Origin of the sequence: Streptomyces sp. 142MFCol3.1 (genome assembly GCF_000424945.1) — a bacterium.
In the GTDB taxonomy this organism is placed as follows: Bacteria; Actinomycetota; Actinomycetes; order Streptomycetales; family Streptomycetaceae; genus Streptomyces; species Streptomyces siamensis.
The window spans coordinates 55,139-76,150 of the sequence record NZ_AUKV01000006.1; the positions used below are offsets into that span (position 1 = coordinate 55,139).

Sequence of the window (21,012 nt, forward strand, 5' to 3'; positions counted from 1 at the left end):
AAGGTCGACCGGTCGACGACCACGTTCGGCCACACCTTGACTCCGGAGGGAGTCCGGCCGAGGTTCCGGGAGATCCCCGGCACGGGGCCCGGACGGAGTCCGGCCGGCATCCCGGAAGGCCGACATCCCGGAAGGAGGACGAGTGCGCCCCGAGAAGGACACGCCGACCCGTTCGAGCACGCCACTGCGCTCGGACGCGCAGCGGAATCGCGAGCGCATCCTCGAAGTGGCCCTGACGGAGCTGACCCGCTCGGCGGACGCTCCCCTGAGCGCGATCGCGAAGAAGGCGGGCGTCGGGCAGGGGACCTTCTACCGCAACTTCCCCAACCGCGAGGCCCTCGTCCTGGAGGTCTACCGCTACGAGGTGCAGCAGGTCGCCGACGCGGCGGCCAAGCTCCTCGCAACCCACCCGCCGGACCAGGCGCTGCGGGAGTGGATGGACCGCCTCGCCCAGTACGCGATGGCCAAGGCGGGCCTGGCCGACGCGCTGCGGACGGCCACCAGCGTGGCGCGCGGCACCCTGACGCGCCTGGGGCACGGGCCCGTGGCCCAGGCCGTCACGCTCCTGCTGAAGGCCAACGAGGAGGCCGGCACCATCCGCCCGGGGGTGACTCCCGACGACTTCATCCTCGCCATCGCGGGGCTGTGGCAGATCGACCCGCACGGGGACTGGCAGCCGCGCGCCGAGCGTCTCCTCGACCTGGTCATGGACGGCCTGCGCGCGGGCGCCCCCGTCCCGGGCGCACGGCCCGCACCACCCCGGCCCGCGCCTGCTCCCTCCGCACCGGCCTCGTCCGCGCCTGACACGGCCCCACGGCGGTCGGGTACCGCCGGAGACGAATGAGCCGGCCGGTGGCGTGACCGCCGAGCACGACCGGCCTGTGGCGACGGCGACCGGCCTGTGGCGACGGCGGCCGATTCCCGCCACCGGTGCCCGTCGAGGGTGTCCGGCGGCGGACGCCGTGCCGGTCGCGCCGCCTCAGCGACGTACCAGCACGGCGTGCGTCACGGCCGGCGAGCTCGCCAGCTCGCAGACCCGGTAGCCGTCGACCCCGTCACCCAGATTGTCCAACAGGCGCTCGCCGCTGCCGAGGAGCTTCGGGAAGACGGCCAGATGCAGCTCGTCGATCAGCCCTGCCCGCAGGTACTGCCGTACGGTCTCCGCTCCCCCGCCGATCCGCACGTCCTTGCCCGCCGCCGCGTCGAACGCCCGCGCCAGCACCGTCTCGACGGGCTCGTCCGTGAAGTGGAACGTGGTGCCGCCCTCCATCGGGACCGAGGGCCGAAGGTGGTGGGTGTGGACGAACACGTCGTTGTGGTACGGCGGGTTGGTGCCCCACCATCCCTTCCACGACTCGTCCTGCCACGGTCCGCGGTAGGGTCCGAACATGTTGCGTCCCATGATGGTGGCGCCGATGTTCTCCTCGGAACGGGCCACATGGTCGACGTCGAGCCCCGTCTTGCCGTCCGCGTGGTCCCGCATCGCGGCGAACATCCAGTCGTGCATCTCTTCGACGCCCTCACCGAGCGGGTGTTCCAGGCTCTGGTTGGGGCCTGCGGCGTAGCCGTCCAGCGAGATCGTGATGTTGTGTACGCGCAGCTTGGGCATGACCGTTCTCCTCGGGTCGGTGGATTCCCGCTCTCACCCATGCGTCGAACGGGACCCGACCGGATCGACGGACTCTCCCGAGAATTTCCGCACTCACCTCTTGGGGTACGCCGCGGCCAGGGGGAAGGACGCGCTCCGCTCAGGAGTAGAAGTTGCGATGCCAGCGGTGCCCGGCCAGCACGGCGAGCCGGTCTGCGGTGAGGGCCCGCCCGTCGCTCAGGGCGGTGTTGCGTTCGACGTTGCGCACGCTGCGCATCCCCGGGATGACCGTGGAGACGGCGGGCGCGCTCAGGACGAACCGCAGCGCGGTCTCGGCGATCTCGTCGGGTTCGATGCCGAGGTCCGCGACGATCGCGGCCACCCGGCGTTCGACCTGGGCGGGACGGTCGCCGCGGAAGTAGCGGTTGCGCCAGTCGCCCTCGGGGAATGTCGTGCCGGCGGTGATCCTGCCGGTCAGGCCACCCTCGTCCAGTGCCACCCGCACGATGACGCCGACGCCGTGCTCGGCGCACGCCGGCAGCAGTGCGTCCGCGGGTGCCTGGTCGAAGACGTTGTAGATGACCTGGACACTGTCCACCGCGCCGCTGCGCACGAGGGCGAGGGCGTTGTCGGGCTCGTGGTCGTTGATGGAGACGCCGAACAGACGGATCTTCCCCTCCTGCTTCAGCTGGGCGATCGTCTCCAGCCAGTCGCCGCGTCCGACCCATTCGTCGGACCAGACGTGGAACTGCAGGACGTCGTAGTGGTCGAGGCCGGCCACCCGCAGACTGGTCTCCAGGCTGTCGCGGATGTGCGCGCCCGGGAAGGTCTCGGCCGGGTCCAGCCCGTCGGGCGCCGGCCATGTGCCGTTCTTCGGAGGCACCTTGGTCGCGACGAGAACCTCGTCGGCGCCGCGCTCACGCACCACCCGGCCGACGATCCGCTCGCTCTCGCCGTAGCCGCGGGCGGTGTCGACGAAGTTGACCCCCAGATCGACGGCACGGTGCAGGGCACGTACCGATTCGTCCTCCGACGCTCCCACCCAGCCGGACTCACCGATCCCCCACGCTCCGAAACCGATCTCGGACACGGACAGTCCACTGCGGCCCAGCTCCCGGTAACGCACAATCACCCTCCACTTCAGCACCCCCGCCGGCCACCCGGACGGGCCGCGCGCCCCGCCGGAAATCACGTTGACCATAGGCGAGTTGAGCGATTCGGTCAGGTGAGTTTCACTTGGGTCCGCCACGGGCGGGCGTCGGCCGCGGCGCGCGCGAGCGTGCCCTTCTTCCGGCGCACCTCGGCGACGGTCACGTCGGTACCGAGGTCCTCGGCACCCTCCAGGGGCCCGGCCACACAAGGTCACCCCCGACTTAATCATGGGATAATCCCATATGCCCGATGAAAGGTTACTTTCGTGGCCAACAGCGACCATGGGACCGCATACGAGAGCATCTGGCTCGACCGCAGCGGGCAGGCCGAGGCCTTCGACGCCATCGGCGACCGCTACGACGAGGCATTCCCCCACAAGGACGGCCAGCTCTTCGCCGGCAAGTGGCTGATCGAGCAGCTGCCGGCCCGGTCCCGGGTCCTGGACCTCGGTTGCGGCACCGGAGTGCCGACATCTCGCCAGTTGGCGGACGCCGGGTTCGAGGTCGTGGGCATCGACCTGTCCGGCCGGATGGTGGAGCTGGCCCGGGGCTATGTGCCGACGGCGATGTTCCACCAGATGGACATCGCCGACCTGAGGCCGGGCGGCCCCCGGGACCTCGGCCGGTTCGACGCCGTCGCGGCCTTCTTCTCCCTGCTCATGCTGCCGCGGGCGGAGATACCCCTCGCACTGGCGACGATCCGCCATCTGCTGGTTCCCGGCGGACTGTTCGTCCTGTCGATGGTCGAGGCCGACGTGGACGACTTCTCGATCCCCTTCCTCGGCAACACGATCCGGGTCTCCGGCTTCCTGCGGGAGGATCTGCTCAAGGTCATCGAGGCGGCGGGCTTCGACGTCGCCGAGGAGTCCTCCTACACCTACGCCCCGGCCGTTTCCGACGTCCCGCCCGAGGAACAGGTGTTCCTCTGCTGCCGTCGGGCGGACTGAGCACGACGATCCATCACCGCGGACCGCGACATCCCCGCGGCACCCACTGGACGGAACGAGAAGCGTGACGGAGCAGCACACACCCCGCGAAGGCTCGGGCGACGCACCCCGGCGGTCCGGCGCCCCGCCGACCCGGACCGAGCACCCCGGCACGCCCGAGCCGTCCCCGGGCCGGTGGCGCGCGGAGCACTCCTCCCCCTCGTCCTCGCCCGACGGGAAGCGGCCCGCGTCCTCGGACTCGGCGCGGCCCTCCTCTCCGGACGGGCACCGGCCCCAGCCCTCCGGCCCGGAACGGTCCGCGGGCCCCGGCGCGGGCCGGTCCGGGGCACGGCACCACGCGCCCGCGGACGTCCCCTCGCACGAGGCGGTCCCGGACGGCGCCGACCCGCAGACCGACCGGCTGCGCTACCTCGACGTGGCGACACGGCGCATCGCCCGCGGGATGGACCTGGACGAGACGCTGCGCGAATTACGGCGGGCGGCCGTTCCGTCCTTCGCCGACGCGATCTTCGTCCATCTCCACGATCCGCTGCCGGTCGGACAGGAGAAGTCGGCCGCACCCGTCGTCCTCCAGTTGCACAGCGTCGACCGGGCGCCGGAGACATCCGGTACCGGAAGGCCCGCCCCTTCGCCGCCGGCGGTCCATCCCCTGCACACGAACGTGGCCGAGCGGGTGCACGTGACGGTCACCGGGCGTCTTGCGGAACTCCTGCTCGCCGGGCGTCCGGCGTTCGGTGACGCCCCCGGCATCGGGGCCGCGGTGGCCGAGCTGCTCGGCCCGGTGACGGGCGAGCCGGGCACTCTGCCCCCGGGACGCAGGCTGATCATCGCTCCCCTGCACGGCCGCCATCACGTCATGGGTACCGTCGTCCTGCTGCGCCGGCCCGAGCACCCCGCATTCACCGCGGACGACCTGCTCGTCGCCTCGCAATTGGCGACGCATACGGCGATCGGTGTCCAGAAGGCGGTGATGTACCGGCACGAGGCCGCGGTGGCGGACACCTTGCAGCGCACCATGCTCCCGTCGTCGCTGCCCGAACCCACCGGCGTCCGGCTCGCCAGTCGCTATCTGCCCGCCTCCCGAACCGCTCAGGTCGGCGGCGACTGGTACGACGCGATCCCGGTTACCGGCAACCGGATCGCACTGGTCGTCGGCGACGTCATGGGCCACTCCATGACGTCGGCCGCGATCATGGGCCAGCTGCGCACCACCGTGCAGACCCTCGCCGGGCTCGACCTGCCCCCGGACGAGGTCCTGCACCACCTGGACGAACAGGCCCGGCGCCTGGGCAGCGACCACATCGCGACCTGCCTCTACGCGATCTACGACCCGATCTCCCACCGGCTGCTCATGGCGAACGCGGGTCACCCGCCCCCCGTCCTGCTGCATCCGGACGGACGGACCGAGATCCTGCGCGTTCCGCCGGGCCCACCCATCGGCGTCGGCGACGTCCTGTTCGAGTCCGTGGAGCTGCCCGCGCCCACCGGAGCCACACTGCTGCTGTACACCGACGGCCTGGTCGAGACCCGCGACACGGACGTGGGCACCGGCGTCGAGGCGCTGCGCAGGCGGCTGGAGACCGCCGTCGACGGACGCCCCACACTCTCGCTGGAACTGCTGTGTGACCAGGTGCTGGGCAACTTGGGTCCGGCCGCACGGGACGACGACATCGCGCTGCTGGCCGCCCGGTTCGAGGGATTCCCACCGGACAGCGTCGCGTACTGGTTTCTGGACCCTCGGCCGAGAACCGCCGGACAGGCACGCCGGCTGGCCCGCAGGGTCCTGCACCGCTGGGGCCTGGAGTCCCTGCTGGACACGACCGAGCTCATGGTCAGCGAAGTCGTCACCAACGCCGTGCGCTTCGCCTCGCGCCCCATCTCACTGCGGCTGCTGCGCACCGACGTACTGCGCTGCGAGGTGACCGACGACTCGCCCGAGGTGCCCCGGATGCGGCATGCCGCACCGGCCGACGAGGGAGGCCGCGGCCTGTTCCTGGTCAGCCAGCTCGCGCGGCGCTGGGGCGCGACACGGCTGAGCACCGGGAAGGTCGTCTGGTTCGAGCAGCCGACCCCGCGGAACCAGCGGCCGACCCCGCGGGACCAGCGGCCGACCCCGCGGGACTAGCGGCTCCGGACGCGGGCACGGAGCCGGTCTCACAGATCACCGGTCGCCGGTGTGTGGTGCACGTAACCACCGATGATCAGCTCGTGTGACACCCGCGTAACGGGCATTTCGTACGGTCGACGGGACGAATCCGGTGACGAGAGGGACCGCCCGTGACCACGACCGCGACGCAGGTGCGCACGGTCTGCTCGTACTGCGGTGTCGGCTGCGGGATGGTGCTCGACATCGGCATGGGACCCGACGGCCGGCGTACGGTCCTCAAGGCGTCCGGCGACAAGGCGCACCCCGCGAACTTCGGCCGTCTGTGCACCAAGGGCGCCACGACGGCCGAGATGCTCGCCGCACCCGGCCGGCTGGAGACCGCTCTCGTCCGGGAGCGGCGCGAGGAGGAGCCGGCGCCCACGGACGTGCACGCGGCGATCAAGGAGACGGCCCGTCGGCTGCGGTCGGTCGTCGACGAGCACGGCCCGGACGCGGTCGCCTTCTACGTCTCCGGGCAGATGGGGCTGGAGGCGCAGTACCTGGCGAACAAGCTGGCCAAGGGCTTCGTGCGGACCAACCAGATCGAGTCGAACTCACGGCTGTGCATGGCCGGCGCGGGCACCGGCTACAAGCTGTCGCTCGGCGCCGACGGCCCGCCGGGCTCGTACCAGGACTTCGACCACGCGGACGTCTTCCTCGTCATCGGCTCCAACATGGCCGACTGCCATCCCATCCTGTTCCTGCGGATGACGGAGCGGGTCAAGAAGGCCGGCGCCAAGGTGATCGTGGTGGACCCCCGACGCACCGCCACCGCGGCCAAGGCCGACCTGTTCCTGCAGCTCAGGCCCGGAACCGACCTGGCGCTCCTGAACGGCCTGCTGCACCTCCTGCACGAGAACGGCCACACCGACACGGAGTTCGTCGCCGCCCACACCGAGGGCTGGGAGGCGATGCCGCGGTTCCTCGCCGACTACCCGCCGGCCACGGTCAGCGAGATCACCGGCATCGCCGAGGAAGACCTGCGCGCGGCGGCCCGGCTGATCGGCGAGGCCGGGGAGTGGATGAGCTGCTGGACCATGGGCCTGAACCAGTCCACTCACGGCACCTGGAACACCAATGCCCTGATCAACCTCCACCTGGCCACCGGGGCGATCTGCCGTCCGGGCAGCGGCCCGTTCTCGCTGACCGGGCAGCCCAACGCCATGGGCGGCCGGGAGATGGGCTACATGGGGCCCGGTCTGCCGGGCCAGCGTTCGGTCCTGGTGGACGAGGAGCGGGCGTTCACCGAGGAGTTGTGGAGGCTGCCGCCGGGCTCGATCCGCGAGGACGGGGCCGGCCGGGGCACGGTGGACATGTTCCGGCGGATGGCGGACGGCCACATCAAGGCCTGCTGGATCATCTGCACGAACCCGGTCGCGTCGGTCGCCAACCGCAAGACCGTCATCGAAGGGCTGGAGACGGCCGAGTTCGTCGTCACCCAGGACGTCTTCGCCGACACCGAGACCAACGCGTACGCCGACGTGATCCTGCCCGGTGCGCTCTGGACCGAGACCGAGGGCGTGCTGGTCAACAGCGAGCGCAACCTCACGCTCGCCCGGCCCGCGGTGGAGCCGCCCGGCGAGGCGATGGCGGACTGGCGCATCATCGCGGCCGTCGCGCGCGAGATGGGCTACGCGGAGGGCTTCTCGTACGGCAGCGCGGAGGAGGTCTTCGAGGAGATCAAGCGCGCCTGGAACCCGAATACCGGCTACGACCTGCGCGGCGTGTCCTACGAGAGGCTGCGCTCGACCCCCGTGCAGTGGCCGACGGCAGCCGCCGACGGGCCGGACCGCAACCCGATCAGGTACCTGGGAGCCGACGGGCGGCCGTCCTTCCCGACCGCGAGCGGCCGGGGTGTATTCCACGCCCGCCCGCACGTGCCGCCGGCCGAGATGCCCGACGACGACTACCCATTCGTGCTGAACACGGGGCGCGTGCAGCACCAGTGGCACACCCTCACGAAGACGGGCAGGGTCGCCAAGCTCAACAAGCTGAACCCGGGGCCTTTCGTGGAGCTGCACCCGGACGACGCCCTGGCTCTGGACGTGCACGACGGGGACGCGGTGGAGGTCGCCTCGCGGCGCGGCCGGGCCGTGCTGCCCGCGGTGGTGACGGACCGGGTGCGGCCGGGGAACTGCTTCGCCCCGTTCCACTGGAACGACCTGTTCGGCGAGTACCTCAGCGTCAACGCCGTGACCAACGACGCCGTGGACCCGCTGTCCTTCCAGCCCGAGTTCAAGGTGTGCGCGGTGTCGCTGGCGAAGGTGACCGCGCCGGCTGCCGCACGAGCGGACGGGCCCGGACCGGGTGCGGAGGTGGCGCACGTGCCCGGTACTCCGCCTCCCGGGGCCGGCGCGGCGGTACCGCCCGTGTCCGTCGGCCCGGCTCCCGTGGCGGCCCCGGTCGCACCGGGCACGGCGGGCGCCGGCCCCGCGGCTGCCGTGCTCGGTCTGGCCCCCGTCCCGGTGCCGCCCGTGCTGAGCGAGACCGAACGCCGCTATCTCGTCGGCTTCCTCGCCGGTGTCGAAGCGGGTACCCCGGGTGTGCCGGTGCTCCCGCCGACGGCGCCGTTCAGTCCCGAGCACGCGCTGTGGGTGAACGGTGTACTGGCCGGGATGTACTCCAGGGCGGCCGAACCCTCCCCGGTCCTCGCCGCGTCCGCGTCCGCGGGACGCGAGGTCGTCGTGCTGTGGGCGTCGCAGACCGGCAACGCGGAGGAGTTCGCGACGGCCGCCACCGAACGGCTCTCCTCGGCCGGGCACAGCGCGAGCCTCGTCCCCATGGACGACGTCGACCTCTCCGCGCTCCCGCCCGCCGCCGGTCTGCTGCTGATCACCAGCACGTTCGGCGACGGGGACGCTCCGGACAACGGCGCCTCGTTCTGGGACGTGCTGGCCTCGTCCGACACCCCGAGCCTGGCGGGCCGGCCGTACGCGGTCCTCGCCCTGGGCGACTCCTCCTACGACGACTTCTGCGGGTACGGCCGACGGCTGGACCACCGGCTGGACGAGCTCGGCGCGGTGCGTCTGGCACCGCGCACGGACTGCGAGCCGGACTACGAGCCCTCCGCGACGGCCTGGCTGGACCAGGTCCTCACCGCGCTGACCGACGAGGCCGCCCCGGCCCCGGCAGCCGCCCCGGTGGCGCCCCCGAGCACCCGGAAACCCGCCCCGGTCACCGCACGTCTCGTCGGCAACCGGCTGCTCAGCGGCCCGGGGTCGGGCAAGGAGGTGCGACGCTTCACCTTCGACACCCGCGACAGCGCCGTACCGCTGACCTACGAGACGGGTGACGCACTCGGCGTACGCCCCGTCAACGCCCCGGAACTGGTGGCGGAGTGGCTTGCCGTCACCGGGCTCGCCGCGGACGCCGAGGTGACGGTGCCTGGCGTCGGCGGGACGACGTTCCGTCAAGCCCTCCACGAACACCTGGACATCACCCGCGTCACCACCGACATGCTGCGTTTCCTCGGCGAACGCGTCCACGAGCCGCGCGAGCTGAAGAAGCTGCTGCGCCCCGACAACAAGGACGAGCTCGCCAAGTGGTGCTGGGGCCGGCAGGCCGTCGACGTCGTGGCGGACCTGCCCGTACGGGCCAGTGCCCAGGAATGGGCCGACACGCTCAAGCGGCTGCAACCGCGGCTGTACTCCATCTCGTCCAGCCCGCTCACCGATCCCGCCCTGGTCTCGCTGACGGTCTCCGTCGTCCGCTGGGAGAACCGGCACGGCCGCACCCGTCAGGGCGTGTGCTCGCCGTTCCTCGCCGACGCCGCGCCGGACAGCCCCGTGCCGGTCTTCGTCCAGCGGTCCCCGCACTTCCGGCCGCCCGCCGACCCCGCCGCGCCTATGGTGATGGTGGGCCCCGGGACCGGGGTCGCACCGTTCATGGGCTTCCTCGACGAACGTCGCGCGCTCGGACACCGGGCCCCCAACTGGCTGTTCTTCGGCGAACAGCACCGCGCCGGCGACCACTACTACGAGGAAGAGCTCACCGCCCACCTGGACGCAGGCACCCTCGCCCGGCTCGACACCGCGTTCTCGCGCGACCAGCGCACCAAGGTGTACGTCCAGGACCGCATGCGCGAACACGGGCCCCAGCTGTGGTCCTGGCTCCAGGACGGCGCCCACTTCTACGTCTGCGGCGACGCCTCCCGGATGGCCAAGGACGTCGACCGGGCGCTGCGCGACATCGCCGTGGTGCACGGCGGTCTCGACGAGGACGGCGCCGCGGCCTTCGTCAGACAACTCGCCGCCGACAAGCGCTATGTGCGCGACGTGTACTGACACGTCGGTGACGTGCGCGTGCGGGGTACAGCCGGCCGAAGGAGGCGGTGCCACGACGTGGGACCGCCTCGACTCGCCACCGAAGGCGCATAGGCTCTGAGTGGCCTCCGGGGCGGCCGGAATTCCAGGGACGGGAGCAGAGGGCAACTTCCATGGTGACAGAGCGCCGGTTTCCCCTCGGCTCCGCGACCACGCTCACGGAACTGGAGGACGATCCCCACCCCCGGCTGGCCCTGCTGCGCGCCCGCGAACCGGTGTCATGGGTCCCCGTGCTGGGCGGCTGGCTCGTGACCCGGCATGATCTCGCACTGCGCGTGATGCGCGACGCGGCGACCTTCACGGTGGACGACCCCCGCTTCTCCACCGCCCAGGTCGTCGGTCCGAGCATGCTCTCCCTGGAGGGCGCCCAGCACAAGCGGCACCGTGCCCCCTTCACCGACCCGTTCCGCCCGCACGACGTGCACGACCGGTTCACCGGATTCGTGGAACACGAAGCCGCCCGGCTCGTGGAAGGCATCCGGCCGCGTGGCAGCGCCGAACTGCGCCGGGCCGTGGCCGGGCCTCTGGCCGTCGCCGTCGTCGCCGAGTCGCTGGGCCTGGTCGACGCGGACGCCGAGGCGGTGCTGTCCTGGTACGACGCCATCGTGGGCGCGGTCTCCGACATCACCGCCGGGCAGCCGGCGAACCCCGACGGGGCGGCGGCGTTCGAGCAGTTGCGGGGAAGCGTCGAGATGACGGTCGCGACCGGAACCGATGCGTCAGTGCTGGTCGCGGCGGCCGCGAGCGAACGCCTGAAAATGCCGGAGGTGGTCGCCAACGCCGCCGTCCTGATGTTCGGCGGTATCGAGACCACCGAGGGCATGATCGCCAACGCCGTACTGCACCTGTTGGCACACCCCGATCAACTCGCCCTCGTACACGCCGATCCGGGCCTGGTCGACGCGGCGATCGAGGAATCGCTCCGGCTGGAACCCGCCGCTGCCGTCGTGGACCGCTACGCCACTGCCGACGTGACGATCGGCGGGGCCGACGTGCGGCGCGGTGATCTCGTGGTCGTGTCGCTGGCCGGCGCGAACCGCGACCCCGAGGTCTTCGAGGACCCCGACAGCTTCGACCTGCGACGGAGCAACTCCCGCCTTCAGCTGGCCTTCGCGCACGGTCCGCACTTCTGTCTGGGCGCCCACCTCGCCCGGCTGGAGACCCGCGTCTGCCTCCTCGCACTTCTCGACAGCCTCCCCGGCCTGCGGCTCGACCCGGCCTCGCCCACCGCGCCCAGGGGCCTGGTCTTCCGGAAGCCCCCGGCTCTGCGCGTCCGCTGGGACGTGCCCGCACAGCGCTGACTCGACGCCGGCCACTCCTGCCTTGCCATCGGGCCGACGCCGCCGCGGCAGGCCAGCCGTGTGCGGCAGCACCGAACGGTGACCGGCTGTCGCGACTCCTTCAGTCGTGGAACGTAAATACGTCGACAACGCCCCACCGCGCCCGGCACAGTGGCCACCCGTGACTAGCAGTGAGCCATGGACCCGTGCGACCGCCGACCGCTACGACGCCGAGGAGGTCGAGATGTCCTCGGCCGCCGTCCTCGGACCGACTCTCGCCTTCCTCGCCGAACTCGCCGGAGACGGCCGGGCGCTGGAGTTCGCCATCGGAACCGGACGCGTGGGCATCCCGCTCCGGGAACGCGGCGTGCCCGTGGTGGGCATCGAGCTGTCCGAGCACATGGCGGCGGTCCTGCGGCGCAAGATCGACGAGCACACGCTTCCGGTCGCCATCGGGGACATGGCCACAACCCTCGTCCCCGGCGAGTTCACCCTGGTCTATCTCGTCTACAACACCATCACGAACCTGCTCACGCAGGACGAGCAGGTCGAGTGCTTCCGCAACGCCGCGCGCCATCTGTCGCCCGGCGGCCGGTTCGTCATCGAACTGGGCGTACCGCCACTGCGGTTCCTGCCGCCCGGGCAGGTCGCGGTGCCGTTCGACGTCTCCGAGCGGCACCTCGGCTTCGACACGTTCGACCTGGTCGAGCAGATCCTCGTCTCGCACCACCTCACCCGCGACGGCGACGACGGCCGCTACCGCAGCGACAACTCCCGGCACCGGTACGCATGGCCGGCCGAGCTCGACCTGATGGCACGGATCGCGGGACTCGAACTGGAACGACGCGTCGCGGACTGGGACGGGACGCGGTTCGGCCAGGACTCCGCGAAGCACATCTCCGTGTGGCGCAAGCCGGTCCACCCCGAGTGAGGGCGTCGCTCTTCCTGAAGCCGCCGGTCGAACCCGGGCGTACGCGGTGCTGCGACTCGACGCGCTCGCGGAGGAGGTGGAGCTCAGGACCAAGAGCGGCGACCGTCAGCCACGTGAGTCACGACGGACCCGGGCGGCCTTGCGGGCCTCGGCGATCCGGCGGGCCTCGGCGGACCGGCGGGACTCGCCACCCCCGCCGTCCCGTCCCGGGCGCGTGCCCAGACCTCGGAAGGGGGCACCGCCGCGCTTCGGGCGCTCGACCGGTCCGCTGCCGCCGACGGGGACACCGGAGGGAGCCTGGGCGCCGGTGATGCGGCTCAGCTCGGCCTCGCCGGAGCGGACCTGCGTGATCCGAGCCCTGATGCCTGCGTCGGACAGGAGACGGGCCATGTCGCGGCGTTGGCCCGGCAGGACCAGCGTGACGACACTGCCGGACTCTCCGGCGCGGGCGGTGCGGCCGCCACGGTGCAGGTAGTCCTTGTGGTCGCTGGGCGGATCGACGTTGACGACGAGATCGAGGTCGTCGACGTGAATGCCCCGGGCCGCGACGTTGGTGGCCACCAGCGTCGTGACATCACCTGTCTTGAACTGGGCCAGGGTGTGGGTGCGCTGAGGCTGGGACTTGCCGCCGTGCAGCGCCGCGGCCTTCACGCCGCTGCTCAGCAGGTGCCTGGTGAACTGGTCGACGGCATGCTTGGTGTCCAGGAACATGATCACGCGCCCGTCGCGGGCGGCGATCTCGGTGGCGGTGGCGTACTTGTCGGCGCCGTGCACGTGCAGTACGTGATGCTCCATCGTGGTGACCGCGCCCGCCGACGGATCGACCGAATGAACCACCGGGTCATGGAGGTAACGGCGGACCAGGAGGTCGACTTCGCGGTCCAGCGTGGCCGAGAACAGCATGCGTTGGCCGTCGGGACGCACCTGGTCGAGCAGTTCCGTGACCTGCGGCATGAAGCCCATGTCCGCCATCTGGTCGGCCTCGTCCAGGACGGTGATCCTCACTCGGTCCAGACGGCAGTCCTTGCGTTCTACGAGGTCCGCGAGGCGGCCGGGCGTCGCGACCACCACCTCGGCCCCCTCACGCAGCGCTCCTGCCTGCCGGCCGATCGACATGCCGCCGACCACCGTGGCCAGCCGCACCTTCAGCGACCGGGCGTACGGGGTGAGCGCGTCGGTGACCTGCTGGGCCAGCTCGCGTGTGGGGACGAGGATCAGGGACAGCGGCTTCCGCGGCTCCGCGCGCTGCCCGGCCGTGCGCGCGAGGAGCGCCAGGCCGAAGGCGAGCGTCTTGCCCGATCCGGTGCGCCCGCGGCCCAGGACGTCGCGGCCCGCGAGGGAGTCCGGCAAGGTGGCGGCCTGGATCGGGAACGGCGCGTTCAGGCCGCGACCGGCGAGCGTCTCCAGCAAGGCGACGGGCATGTCCAGTTCACCGAAGGTCGCAGCGGCGGGGAGCGACAAAGTGGCGGTGACCGGCAGCGCCAACTCCCCCTCCGACGGTGCGGAACGGCGCTCGGTGTCGCCCGGACCTGCATCGGCGCGGCCCTGCCCCCGTGGCTGATCGTTCGTGCGGGCTGAACGGCTCATGGAAAACCTTCCTCAAAGGGCACGCATCGAGGAATTCCCGACAAGAATGAGCCGGACAAATTGCAAGAACGAGCCGAATATGAATATCGAATTACTCCAGCGAAATACGAAAAGCAGTGAGCTGGAGCCCCGCCACATGGCGGGGCCCCAGTCATCTCGTCCGCTTGGACGTCAGGCGGGAGTGATGTTCTCCGCCTGCGGGCCCTTCTGGCCCTGCGTGATGTCGAAGTTCACCCGCTGGCCTTCCTGGAGCTCACGGAAGCCCTGGGCGGCGATGTTCGAGTAGTGGGCGAACACGTCGGGACCGCCACCGTCCTGCTCGATGAAGCCGAAACCCTTTTCCGAGTTGAACCACTTGACGGTGCCAGTAGCCATGTCACATCTCCTTGGGGGCAGTACTCGGGGACCCACGGCGTGCGAACCCCTTGTTGTCACAATGCGCCCCGTCCGGACAAACACCGGAGATACAAAAAATGCCCGACGCTACACAGGCACCAAGACACTTGAAGTTCGGGAACCACAACTGCAACTGACGTCAAGTTTAGCACGGTTCACACTTCCGCCACATTTTTGCCCATGCCGCACGACAGCGGCCTGGCGGGAGCACACCAGGGGGTCGGCCGACGTGAACTCGACCGAATGAGGAAGGTTAATTTTCGAATGATACAAAGTGCGATCGAGGAAAAATCGACTCTTCAGTGACCAGCACCTGGCCTCCACGATCGACGGACGAACCGGCTCGCCCGGAGCGGCCGGCCACCCGGCGCGCGGTCGTCGCGCCGCGTCGTCTCAACCCAGGAACGACAGGCGGACGTTCCGATTCGGATTGTCCTTGTTCGTATCCACCAGGCACACCGACTGCCAGGTCCCCAGCTCCAGCCTGCCGCCCAGGACCGGCAGCGTCGCGTGGGGCGGGACGATCGCCGGGAGAACGTGGTCACGGCCGTGGCCGGGGCTGCCGTGACGGTGCTGCCAGCGGTCGTCGGCGGGAAGCAGGGAGTGCAGGGCGGTGAGGAGGTCGTCGTCGCTGCCGGCACCGGTCTCGATGATCGCGATGCCGGCGGTGGCGTGCGGCACGAAGAGGTTCAGCAGGCCGTCACGGCCTGCCGCGACCTCACGCAGGAACGCCTCGCAGGCGTGGGTGAGATCGACGACCGTCTCGGACGAACCGGTGGCGACGTTCAGGACGCGGGTGCTGAAGGCATCGGACATGGCTCAATCCTCGCCCATGATCCGGATTCCGTGCCCGAACCGGATTTCGCGCCCCGCCCGCTCGCCGATCGCTGATCGCTCGCTCCCGCGGAGCCTTCGGGAAGATCCACGGCTCCTGCCGAGTTGGTGGAAGCGTGAACGATTCCGGGACGAGTGTGCGTGAGGTCGCCGTGGTGGTGATCGGCGCCGGGCAGGCGGGCCTGTCCAGCGCCTTTCATCTGCGGCGCACCGGCTTCGAACCCGGGCGGGACTTCGTGGTCCTCGACCACGCCCCCCGCCCGGGCGGCGCGTGGCAGTTCCGCTGGCCGTCGCTGACGTACGGCAAGGTGCACGGTATGCACTCGCTGCCCGGCATGGAGCTGACGGACGCGGACCCCGCACGCCCGTCCTCCGAGGTCATCGCGGAATACTTCGACACGTACGAGCGGACCTTCGACCTGCGGGTACGGCGGCCGGTCGACGTCAAGGCCGTCCGGGAGGGCTCCGACGGGTCGCTGCTCGTGGAGACCGACGACGGCGTGTGGTCGACCCGGGCGCTGATCAGCGCGACCGGCACCTGGGACCGGCCGTTCTGGCCGCACTACCAGGGACAGGAGACCTTCCGTGGGCGCCAGCTGCACACGGCGCAGTACCCCGGCCCGGAGGCGTTCGCCGGCAAGCGCGTGATCGTGGTGGGCGGGGGCGCGTCCGGCACGCAGCACTTGATGGAGATCGCCCCGTACGCGGCCGCCACCACCTGGGTGACGCGACGGCCGCCGGTGTTCCGCGAAGGCCCCTTCACGGAGGAGTACGGCCGGGCCGCCGTCGCGCTCGTGGAGGAGCGGGTCCGCCGTGGGCTGCCGCCGCGGAGCGTCGTCTCGGTGACGGGACTGCCCCTGAACGAGGCGATCCGGCAGGCGCTGGCCGACGGCGTGCTGGACCGGCAGCCGATGTTCGACCGGATCACCCTCGACGGCGTGGCGTGGGACGACGGCCGTCGCGTCGACGCCGACGTCATCCTGTGGGCGACGGGCTTCCGGGCCGCCATCGACCATCTGGCGCCGCTGCGGCTGCGCGAGCCGGGCGGTGGCATCCGCGTCGAGGGGACCCGCGTCGTCGCCGACGCGCGGATCCATCTCGTCGGATACGGGCCCTCGGCGAGCACCATCGGCGCCAACCGTGCCGGGCGCGCCGCGGTACGGGACATCAGGCGGCTGCTGGCGGAGGAGCCGGTCGCCGCCTGACGTCCCGCCGGGCGGCTCACTCGGTGGACGTACCCGCGGGTGCGTCGGCGGAGTCGCCCGCAGGGGCACCCGCGGAGACACTCGCGGCGACGCCGGGAGATGCGCCCGCGGACGCCGGCGGCGTCGCGGGGACTGAGGAGGACGCCGAGGGCGCGGCGGGGGACGCGGGGACCGCGCTCCTGCGATAGGCGTTGAACTCGGCGACGTTCTTCAGGTGTTCCTCGTAGTCCGCCGTGAAGCGTGTGTCGCCCGGCTTGACCGTCACGAAGTACAGCCAGTCGCCCGCGGGCGGACTGATGGCCGCGTGCATCGCCTCCTCGCCCGGGTTGGCGATCGGCGTGGGCGGCAGCCCCATGCGCTGGTAGGAGTTGTAGGGACTGTCGACGGCGGTGTCGTTCTGCGTGGTCTTCAGGGTGGACCGGTTCAACCCGTAGTTGATCGTCGAGTCCATCTGCAGCGGCATGCCGCGCTCCAGGCGGTTGAAGACGACCCTGGCCACCTTGCCCATGTCCGCCTTGGTCGCCGCCTCGGCCTGGACGATGCTCGCGATGGTGACGGCCTGGTAGAGGTTCATGGCGTTGCGCTGCGCTCCGGCGGCGACCGGCGCCTTGTTGAACTTCTGGTTCGCCGTGTCGACCATGTACTTCAGCAGCGACTCCGGGGTCGCCTTGTCGCCGATCGGATACGTCGCCGGGAACAGGTATCCCTCGGGGTTGCCCCCGGCGTCGTTCGGCAGCTTGAGCTTGGCCTTCCCGATGGCCTTCTTCGTGGTGCCGGAGGGCACCTTGAGGGCCTTGTCGACGGCCTCGTAGACCTGGCCGGCACGCCAGCCCTCCGGGATGACGAGGGTCCTCGGCTTCTCGTGACCGCCTGCCCCCAGGGTCAGCAGCGGCACCGCCACGGCGGTGGCCGCCACGACGGCTCCCGTCGCGATGAGGGCGGCCCGGCCCCGGCGCGTCAGTCGGATCGTGCTCCGTGGCGGAGTGTTCGTCTCCATGCGGGCACGGTAACCCGCAGATCATCGCAAACCCGGCATATCGTCATCTTGTCGACCCCCGTCAGGTCGTCGGCTCCAGTTGGGCGTCCCTTCTGACGAGGGCGGCGTACCGGCCGTCCAGGCCGAGGAGTTCCTCGTGGGTGCCGCGCTCCACCGTGTGCCCGGCGTCGAGGACCACGATCTGGTCCGCGCCCCGGACGGTCGACAGCCGGTGCGCGATGGTGAGCGTGGTGCGGTTCGCCGACAGGGCGTCGATGGCCTCCTGGACGGCGTACTCGGTGCGGGTGTCCAGGGCGCTCGTGGCCTCGTCGAGGATGAGCACGGGCGGGTCGCGCAGGATCGTGCGGGCGATGGCCAGACGCTGCTTCTCGCCACCGGAGAACCGGTGGCCGCGCTCGCCGACGATCGTGTCGTACCCGTCGGGGAGGGACGCGATGTGCTCGTGTATCTGGGCCGCGCGCGCCGCCGCGTACAGCTCCTCGTCGGTCGCGTCCGGCTTGGCGAAGCGCAGGTTCTCGGCGACCGAGGCGTGGAAGAGGTACGTCTCCTGGGAGACGACACCGACCGCGCGCGCGAGCGTGTCGAAGTCCAGATCGCGCACGTCGACGCCGTCGAGGGTCACGCGTCCGCCCGACACGTCGTACAGCCGGGGCACCAGGTGGCTCAGCGTGGACTTGCCCGAGCCGGTCGGGCCGACGACGGCGAGGCTCCCGCCGGCGGGGACGGTGATGTCGATGCCGTCGAGGATCGGTCCGCTCTTGCCGTCGTAGCGGAACACCACGTCCTCGAAGCGGATCTCGCCCTTGACCTGGTCGAGGTGGACCGGGCGCTCGGGTTCGGTGATGTCGATCGGCAGGTCGAGGTACTCGAAGATCCGCTGGAAGAGGGCGAGCGAGGTCTGGATCTGCACGCCGGTGGAGAGCAGGCTCACCGTCGGCCGGAACAGGCCCTGCTGGAGCGAGACGAAGGCGACGAGCGTGCCGATCGATATGGACGGGCCGCCCATCTGGAGGGCGATGCCCGCCGTCCAGTAGATGACGGCCGGCATGGCGGCCATCACGATGCCGATGACGGACATGCGCCAGCGCCCCGCCATGTTCGACCGCACTTCGAGGTCGACCAGGCGCTCGGACTCGTCCGCGAAGGAACGGGTGAGCGAGTCGGCGCGGCCCATGGTGCGGCCCAGCAGGATGCCGCTGACCGAGAGCGACTCGGTGACGGTGGCGGCCATCACGGCCATCTGCTTCTGGCGCTGCGTGGTGATCTTCTTGCGTTCGTTGCCGACGCGTCGGCTGATCCAGACGAACACCGGCAGCAGGAGCAGCGAGACGACGGTCAGGCGCCAGTCCAGGGCGACCATCGCGACGATGGTCGCGACCACGCTCGTGAGGTTGGAGACGAGCGACGTGGCGGTGGAGGTGACGGTCGCCTGCATGCCGCCGATGTCATTGGCGATGCGCGACTGGACCTCGCCCGTGCGGGTCCGCGTGAAGAAGGCGAGCGACATGCGCTGGAGCCGGCCGTACACGGCGGTGCGCAGGTCGTGCATGACGCGCTGGCCGACCGTCGTGGAGATGAGGGTCTGGAGCACGCCGAAGACGCTGGTCAGGACCGCGCTGAGGATCATGCCGAGCGCGAGCAGGCTGAGCAGGCCCGTGCGACCCTCGGGGATCGCGACGTCGAGGATCTCCTTCAGCAGGAACGGCGTCGCGACGGAGACGAGTGACGCCGCCCCGACGAGCAGGCCGACGATCACGAGCCGGCCTCGGTAGGGCCGGAAGAGTTTCAGGATGCGGCGCACCTGCCGCGGCTGTTCCGTGTCGGCAGGTGCGGGGGTCCAGGTGGGTTGGTCGGGATGCATGGGCTCCTACGGGAGGTGAGGGGTCGATGACGAACGGAGCGTAGCTCATTGTTACCTATACTCACAATGAACGGCATCCTGATATTGTTCCCTCATGACCACCCCCGATGCCGACGGCCTCCTCGCCGAGCAGTTGCTGCGGCTGACGCGCCGCGTGCACCGCATCCAGAAGCGCCATCTGGAGCAGCGGGAGCTGGGCATCACTCCGGCCCAGTCCAGGCTGCTGCGCACCCTCGCCCACTACAGCGCACCGCCCCGCATGGCCGATCTGGCCGAGCGCCTGGAGGTGGTGCCGCGCGCGGTCACCACTCTGGTCGACGGTCTGGAGGCGAGCGGCAAGGTGCGCCGCGTGCCCGACCCCACCAACCGCCGCGTGATCCGCATCGAGGTCACCGACGAGGGACGCAAGGCGCTGCGGGAGCTGCGTGCCGCGCGCCGTTCGGCCGCGGAGGAGATCCTGGCTCCGTTGACGGACGAACAGCGCGACGTGCTCGGCGGCCTGCTGAACACCCTGGTGGACGGCGTGCCGCACACGGAGCACCGCTGCTGAACCGCCGCGGCTACTGCTCCGTACCGCTGGAGCTGGAGCGCGCGACCCGGCCGACGGACGACGACACCTGACCTGCCCCGCCCTTCCACCGGAACACGGCGCGCGTGTCGACGCCCCTGGGGCCCGCTGATCAACGGCCCCTGGGAACGGCGGATTCGCGGACGAACCCACCCATCGGCGGACCCCACGTGCTGGCGGACGCCACAGAACGGCGGGCCCCGGGTATGACGCGTAGAGCTGCCCACCCCACCAGCAGCCTTCTAGGCGTTCAAGTCGGCCTCGTCCCCCATCACCACGACAGGATGCCGATGTGGATCGAGCGTGCGCAGCAGATATTCCATGGCCGGCCGGGACACGCTCACGCACGCCGACGTACCGCTGCCGTGGTCCATGTGCAGCCAGATGCCGCCCCCCTTGGACTGGCCCTCGGGGCGGGTCGGGTCGTTCGGTGCGGTGCCCTTGACGCGGTTGTAGTCGATGGCGATGACGTAGTCGAAGTCGTGCCAGTGGGACTTCGCCCAGGAGCGCGGCGCGGCGAACGACGGGGACCGGGTGTACGGCAGCAGGGCGCCCGGGTCGGCGAGCACACCGCCCGCGTCGCTGAGCGTGAACACACCGACGGGGCTGCGGTTGTCGCCCTCGTGATGGTCGACGGTCCAGCCCTTCTTGCCGTTGTGCGCGGGCCAGCTGCGGGTCTTCTCCCACGTCGGGCCCGACTTCGTGTACAGCGTGACCGTGGAGTCCGCTGAGTCCACGCCTTCGCCGTGGACCGCCACGACCTGACGCGCGTCCGACGGGATGCGGGCCCTCATCACGTCACCGATGCCGGGGATGCGTTTCAGGTCCGCGCTGCGGCTCGGGGCGTCCGACCTGCCGGGCCGGCCGTCCCCCTCGGCCCGGCGACCGGAGTCCGAGCCGCCACAGGCCGACAGGGAGGCGGCGAGCACCCCACAGGCCAACGCAACGACTCCCGCACCGCTCACTCCGACCGATCGCATGCCGACCATGGTGACACCCCGACGAGACGCGGAACGCAGCCGGTCACGGTAACCCCCCTCCCTCGCCTTCCACCCCTCTCAGGGGCGGTTTCGCAGGAACTCCTCCGGCACGGTGCTCGACGCCTCCGGACCTGCCGCGCGTCACGGACCGCGGGCCGAATCCGTGCCGCGAGGCGATAAATCGTTTGCCTACGGCCACGCTGCGGCGCGAACCTTTCA

General features: G+C 70.9%; 17 protein-coding genes. 8 read left to right on the top strand and 9 right to left on the bottom strand.

What is annotated here, in order from left to right; translation table 11 throughout:
* The first annotated feature begins 124 nt into the window (after nucleotides 1–124).
* Nucleotides 125–844: a TetR/AcrR family transcriptional regulator gene (locus H305_RS45310; RefSeq protein WP_078628976.1), complete on the top strand. Its 720-nt coding sequence runs from the start codon at nucleotides 125–127 to the stop codon at nucleotides 842–844.
* 135 nt (nucleotides 845–979) lie between these two features.
* Here H305_RS45310 and H305_RS0110110 read toward each other — a convergent pair whose 3' ends face one another.
* The 3 genes from H305_RS0110110 to H305_RS55740 form a co-directional block, all read right to left on the bottom strand.
* A complete protein-coding gene (locus H305_RS0110110) occupies nucleotides 980–1,609 on the bottom strand; it encodes a dihydrofolate reductase family protein (RefSeq protein WP_028800274.1) in 630 nt (209 codons plus the stop codon).
* Nucleotides 1,610–1,748: 139 nt separating this feature from the next.
* Nucleotides 1,749–2,714 carry an aldo/keto reductase gene (locus tag H305_RS0110115; protein WP_028800275.1) on the bottom strand — a complete coding sequence of 322 codons (966 nt, stop codon included), beginning with the start codon at nucleotides 2,712–2,714 and terminating at the stop codon, nucleotides 1,749–1,751.
* Between the two features lie 95 nt (nucleotides 2,715–2,809).
* Nucleotides 2,810–2,944, bottom strand: a complete 135-nt coding sequence (locus H305_RS55740; RefSeq protein ID WP_267880791.1) for a hypothetical protein — start codon at nucleotides 2,942–2,944, stop codon at nucleotides 2,810–2,812.
* A 61-nt stretch (nucleotides 2,945–3,005) separates the two neighbouring features.
* Between H305_RS55740 and H305_RS0110125 the strand changes: the two genes are divergently transcribed.
* From H305_RS0110125 to H305_RS0110145, 5 genes are all read left to right on the top strand, one after another.
* The gene (locus tag H305_RS0110125; RefSeq protein ID WP_028800276.1) at nucleotides 3,006–3,686 is read left to right on the top strand and encodes a class I SAM-dependent DNA methyltransferase; all 681 of its coding nucleotides are present in this window, start codon (nucleotides 3,006–3,008) and stop codon (nucleotides 3,684–3,686) included.
* 64 nt (nucleotides 3,687–3,750) lie between these two features.
* On the top strand, nucleotides 3,751–5,811 hold the full coding sequence (locus tag H305_RS45315) for an ATP-binding SpoIIE family protein phosphatase (protein WP_051370506.1): 2,061 nt from the start codon (nucleotides 3,751–3,753) through the stop codon (nucleotides 5,809–5,811).
* Nucleotides 5,812–6,023: 212 nt separating this feature from the next.
* Nucleotides 6,024–10,115: a bifunctional nitrate reductase/sulfite reductase flavoprotein subunit alpha gene (locus H305_RS0110135; protein WP_234020742.1), complete on the top strand. Its 4,092-nt coding sequence runs from the start codon at nucleotides 6,024–6,026 to the stop codon at nucleotides 10,113–10,115.
* Between the two features lie 152 nt (nucleotides 10,116–10,267).
* A complete protein-coding gene (locus tag H305_RS0110140; RefSeq protein ID WP_028800278.1) occupies nucleotides 10,268–11,455 on the top strand; it encodes a cytochrome P450 in 1,188 nt (395 codons plus the stop codon).
* Between the two features lie 160 nt (nucleotides 11,456–11,615).
* Entirely contained in the window at nucleotides 11,616–12,365 is a 750-nt protein-coding gene (locus H305_RS0110145) for a class I SAM-dependent DNA methyltransferase (protein ID WP_028800279.1), read from the top strand.
* Between the two features lie 105 nt (nucleotides 12,366–12,470).
* On the opposite strand, the gene H305_RS45320 is transcribed toward H305_RS0110145, so the two are convergent.
* The 3 genes from H305_RS45320 to H305_RS0110160 all read right to left on the bottom strand — a co-directional run bounded on the left by H305_RS45320 (nucleotide 12,471) and on the right by H305_RS0110160 (nucleotide 15,164).
* Nucleotides 12,471–13,952 (bottom strand): DEAD/DEAH box helicase, encoded by a 1,482-nt coding sequence (locus tag H305_RS45320; protein ID WP_037763344.1) that lies wholly within the window; start codon nucleotides 13,950–13,952, stop codon nucleotides 12,471–12,473.
* A gap of 171 nt (nucleotides 13,953–14,123) precedes the next feature.
* Nucleotides 14,124–14,327 carry a cold-shock protein gene (locus H305_RS0110155; protein ID WP_028800280.1) on the bottom strand — a complete coding sequence of 68 codons (204 nt, stop codon included), beginning with the start codon at nucleotides 14,325–14,327 and terminating at the stop codon, nucleotides 14,124–14,126.
* 414 nt (nucleotides 14,328–14,741) lie between these two features.
* Nucleotides 14,742–15,164 (bottom strand): YjbQ family protein, encoded by a 423-nt coding sequence (locus H305_RS0110160; protein WP_028800281.1) that lies wholly within the window; start codon nucleotides 15,162–15,164, stop codon nucleotides 14,742–14,744.
* Between the two features lie 134 nt (nucleotides 15,165–15,298).
* Here H305_RS0110160 and H305_RS0110165 point away from each other — a divergent pair, with 134 nt between their 5' ends.
* Entirely contained in the window at nucleotides 15,299–16,387 is a 1,089-nt protein-coding gene (locus H305_RS0110165; RefSeq protein ID WP_028800282.1) for an NAD(P)-binding domain-containing protein, read from the top strand.
* A gap of 16 nt (nucleotides 16,388–16,403) precedes the next feature.
* Here H305_RS0110165 and mltG read toward each other — a convergent pair whose 3' ends face one another.
* Together mltG and H305_RS0110175 are read right to left on the bottom strand one after the other, a co-directional pair.
* Nucleotides 16,404–17,384: an endolytic transglycosylase MltG gene (gene mltG, locus H305_RS45325; protein ID WP_078628977.1), complete on the bottom strand. Its 981-nt coding sequence runs from the start codon at nucleotides 17,382–17,384 to the stop codon at nucleotides 16,404–16,406.
* A gap of 61 nt (nucleotides 17,385–17,445) precedes the next feature.
* Nucleotides 17,446–19,245 carry an ABC transporter ATP-binding protein gene (locus H305_RS0110175; protein ID WP_028800283.1) on the bottom strand — a complete coding sequence of 600 codons (1,800 nt, stop codon included), beginning with the start codon at nucleotides 19,243–19,245 and terminating at the stop codon, nucleotides 17,446–17,448.
* A 94-nt stretch (nucleotides 19,246–19,339) separates the two neighbouring features.
* Here H305_RS0110175 and H305_RS0110180 point away from each other — a divergent pair, with 94 nt between their 5' ends.
* Nucleotides 19,340–19,795 (top strand): MarR family winged helix-turn-helix transcriptional regulator, encoded by a 456-nt coding sequence (locus H305_RS0110180; RefSeq protein ID WP_028800284.1) that lies wholly within the window; start codon nucleotides 19,340–19,342, stop codon nucleotides 19,793–19,795.
* 260 nt (nucleotides 19,796–20,055) lie between these two features.
* Here H305_RS0110180 and H305_RS0110185 read toward each other — a convergent pair whose 3' ends face one another.
* A complete protein-coding gene (locus tag H305_RS0110185; protein WP_078628992.1) occupies nucleotides 20,056–20,793 on the bottom strand; it encodes a L,D-transpeptidase family protein in 738 nt (245 codons plus the stop codon).
* Nucleotides 20,794–21,012 lie beyond the last annotated feature (219 nt).